Origin of the sequence: Nocardia sp. NPDC060220 (assembly GCF_042727815.1) — a bacterium.
Taxonomy (GTDB): domain Bacteria; phylum Actinomycetota; class Actinomycetes; order Mycobacteriales; family Mycobacteriaceae; genus Nocardia.
Genome location: NZ_JBHWZY010000712.1, coordinates 1 through 3,630 on the forward strand (window position 1 = coordinate 1; position 3,630 = coordinate 3,630).

Consider the following 3,630-nt stretch of genomic DNA (forward strand, 5'->3'; position numbering starts at 1 on the left):
ATCTCCCGCATCGGCACATCCAGGCCGTCGCTGACGAACACCGCGCGGGCCGCATCGAGAATGCGTTCGCGGTTGTCCCTGGCATCCGAACGCAGGGTGTGAGGCAAACGAGTGGTCACCGCTCTCACTTTAGCTAAACGGACGGGGGCGTCCGTTACGGTCCCACTGGTCAGTTCCCCTCGAACAGAACACGGAGACGCCGATGAAGGCAGTAGTGGTCCAGGCATTCGGAGGTCCAGAGGTCCTCGCGGTGGTCGAACTCCCGCACCCGAATCCGGCCGCCGGAGAGGTGTTGATCACGACGGAGGCGATCGGCGTCGGCGGTGTCGACGCTCTTGTCCGAAGTGGCGCGCTGGCCGCCTTCGGGATCACGCCAGGTCACATTCTGGGCCAAGAGGTCGTCGGCACTGTGACCGCGGTCGGCGAGGGCGTCGACACAGGGTGGATCGGTCAGCGTGTGTGGGCGTTCACCGGTGAGGGCGGCGGCTATGCCGAGCGCGCCGTCGCTTCCGCCGAGACGCTCGTTCCCGTTCCAGAGGCCCTGTCGGCTGTCGACGCGGTGACCCTCGGCAGCTCGGCCATGGTGGCCCACTTCGCTTTGCGCCATGCGCATTTCACGCGCGGAGAGTCGGTACTGGTGCGTGGCGCGGCGGGCGGTATCGGCGTGGTGGCAGTCCAGCTCGCGGCTCGTGGCGGTGCGGGTGCGGTCGCGGTCACGACTTCCTCGCCTGCGCGCGGCGATCGCCTGCGCGATCTCGGCGCGACACACGTGCTGGACCGCGCCGGCCGGGGTGCGGACAACGCTCCTGCGGGCTACGACGTCATCATCGACATCGCCGCCGGTGCGGATCTACCGTCGTTCCTCACCAAGCTCGAGCCCAACGGCCGGATGGTGGTCGTCGGTGTTATGGCAGGCATGCCGCCCGCGGATTTCGGCCTGGAGATGATCAAGGCGTTCCGGCGATCGACGTCGTTCGCGACCTTCAGTGCCGATACCGTGCCTATATCCGACCGGCGAGCAGCAACCGCCGAACTATTCGCGGCCGCGGTTCGCGGCGAGCTGAAAGCAGTTGTGCACGAGATACTTTCCCTTGAGCAAGCTGTGCTGGCGCACCGGAAAATGGACGCTGGCGAGGTGTTCGGCAGAGTCGTGCTCATTCCATCGGTCACCAAGCGTCGGTGAGATCGCTTGCTGCTCCGGACATCCTGCGATGACCAATTATGTTGTTGGCTGCCTAAATCGGAAACGCTGCTATAGCAGCCGAACAGCAAGTATCCGCCCGAGACTGCTGAAGAATTCCCCACCCCGATGTACGCGGCTAGGCGAACCTCGTAGTGAGCTCGGTCGCGATCTCATAGTGGCGCACAAGGAACGAGCGTTCGTCGAGCTTCTTGCGGCGCAGCCAGCCGGTCACCTCGGCGTTGCACTTGCTGGCGTTGCACGACCCACACGCGGGCACGACGTTGCCGAGCGTGTAGCGGCCACCGCGCGAGAGGGCCTGCACGCAGTCCTTCTGCAGCGAGGTGACGGGAGATTTGCAGTAGGCGCACCCACCCCAGGACGTTTTGAGCGCGTCCCACTGCGCGTCCGTGAGGTCGTGGGCGACGGCCGCCATCCGCTTCTTGCGCTTACGTGCGGCGCGGACCTGTTTGCTACCCCCAGTCGGCACGACGGTCAGGATACGCGTTGCGATGATCAATTGGCCGGAGGCCGGGCCTGGGTCTGTTCCCCTATCCCCTGGGCCGTCGAGGGCTGATGTCGCTCAGCAGGTGCTTGCCGCCGGCTTCGCGGCGAATCGGTCGGCCAGATAGGTCAGGGCCGTCGGCATTCCCAGCATGGCTTCGGTACCGTGCTCGCCGACGGAATTCTCCAGCAGCTGCACCGGAATCCCAGCGGCGCAGTATTTTCCGGCCAGCGCCCGGGCCGCACCGATCGGCGCGAACTCGTCAGCGACAGCGTGATGGAGCAGCACCGGCACGGCAGGTTCGCCCGGGCGGAACAAGGGGCTGGCTTTCCGCACCACCGTGCTCAGTTCGGCGTTGTTCGTGATCGACCCAGGCCAAGCTTCCAGCGCCGCCGCATCGAGAAACGGGTACGCCAGAGCGGCGTCGGGCACGCAATCGGCCCGGCTCGCTGCCAGCATCCTGCGGCCGGATTCGTTGAGGTACTGAGCCACATCAGCTTCGGGATAGGAACGGTCCAACCCCACCAGGCCGACCACAACCGCGCCACCGGCGATTCCACCGCTGAAGCCGGACATGGTGGCTTCCAGGTCCGCGACGACCCCGCCCAGCACCACACCGGACAATCGCAGTTCCGGGGCGTAGGTGGTGTGCGCTTGCGCGGCGATAGCGGTGGCCTGTGCACCGCCGGAGTATCCCCACATGCCGATCGGCGCCGCGGGGTCGACAGCCGCGGGCGCGAACGCTCTGGCCGCGCGGATACCGTCCAGCACGCCGTGGACATATCCGTCGGCACCGAACAAATCGGAGTCGGGACCCTGATAGTCCGGTACGACCAGAGCCCAACCCTGTTGCAGTGCAAAGCGAATCATGCCGGTCTCGGCGTACGCGCCGCTGGGGACGCCGTCGATCCCACCACGCAGCGCATACGAAGGTGCGCATTTCGAGCCGACGCCGTCTTCGGCTACCTGGTACGACAGCAGCGGACGCGGGCCGTCGCCAATCCATTCTCGATGCGGTACAAGGACTGTCGCGATGTAGGCCCGGGGTGCCCCATGATTGTCGATCGTCTTGTACTGCACCTGCCAGGCATCCGCCGGCAGCGGCTGCGAGAACGACTCCGTTTCGATCACCCGCGACGCGAGCACTGTCCCATCGGCCAGGTCGGCGAGACCCGCAGGCTGGGCGTAGAACGAATCCTGTTCCGGCAGCGGCACTGCCGTAGCCCAACCCGCGCACGCCGCTACGAGCGCGAAGACCACACCGCCAACCGCCGCCCGCAATGTCGCGATCTGCACTGCCCGCATCGAATACCCCACCCCGAGAACCTGTTCTAGTTTTGCGTTCCCGCGAGAGTAGTGCATTCGACAGGACCTGACACCCGAACCGCGATCGGATGGCCGGGTCGACGGGGTGTCGCGTGGCAAGTATCCGACGATGCCACCTACCTGAACAGCGGCACGACATCTGGTGTTCGGTCTTCAGGCGGGTTGGTCGGCGGCGAGGAAGGGTGTCATGAGGCTGAGCAGTTCGTGTGGGCGGTCCAGCGGGATGATGTGACCGCAATCCGGAATGATGTGTCCGGTGAGGTCGGTGGCGATGGGGCGCAGCTGACGCTCCAGCGCGTCGCCGACCGGGTGGGCACCGATCGCCAGGGTGGGTGCGGCGAGCCGGCCGGTCGCCACGGCGTGATCGATCTGGTGAGCGCTGGTCGGCAGTGCGCGGTAGTAGGAGAAGGCGCAGCGCAGGGCGTCATCTCCGGTGTAGGCATCGACGAACGCGTCGCGGATATCTTCCCGCACGCCCCGGCCTCGGGTGCCGGTGGTGAGGAACCACTCGATATACCGCGCCTCGTGGCCGAGCAGGACCGTTTCGGCGAGACCGGGGACGGCATGGAATCCGAACCACCACGGCGGACCCGCGACGAGGAAGTCCTCGGCACCAGGG

General features: G+C 66.3%; 4 protein-coding genes. 1 reads left to right on the forward strand and 3 read right to left on the reverse strand.

Annotated elements, in window-relative coordinates; all coding sequences use genetic code 11:
* Nucleotides 1-202: 202 nt before the first annotated feature.
* Nucleotides 203-1,183 carry a zinc-binding dehydrogenase gene (locus ACFWF3_RS28230; protein ID WP_379316495.1) on the forward strand — a complete coding sequence of 327 codons (981 nt, stop codon included), beginning with the start codon at nt 203-205 and terminating at the stop codon, nt 1,181-1,183.
* Between the two features lie 136 nt (nt 1,184-1,319).
* On the opposite strand, the gene ACFWF3_RS28235 is transcribed toward ACFWF3_RS28230, so the two are convergent.
* From ACFWF3_RS28235 to ACFWF3_RS28245, 3 genes are all read right to left on the reverse strand, one after another.
* Nucleotides 1,320-1,670, reverse strand: a complete 351-nt coding sequence (locus tag ACFWF3_RS28235; RefSeq protein ID WP_378630944.1) for an HNH endonuclease — start codon at nt 1,668-1,670, stop codon at nt 1,320-1,322.
* 93 nt (nt 1,671-1,763) lie between these two features.
* Nucleotides 1,764-2,990, reverse strand: a complete 1,227-nt coding sequence (locus ACFWF3_RS28240) for a lipase family protein (RefSeq protein WP_379316497.1) — start codon at nt 2,988-2,990, stop codon at nt 1,764-1,766.
* Nucleotides 2,991-3,164: 174 nt separating this feature from the next.
* A partial coding sequence (locus tag ACFWF3_RS28245) for an alpha/beta fold hydrolase (RefSeq protein ID WP_379316499.1) occupies nt 3,165-3,630 on the reverse strand: 466 nt, incomplete at its 5' end.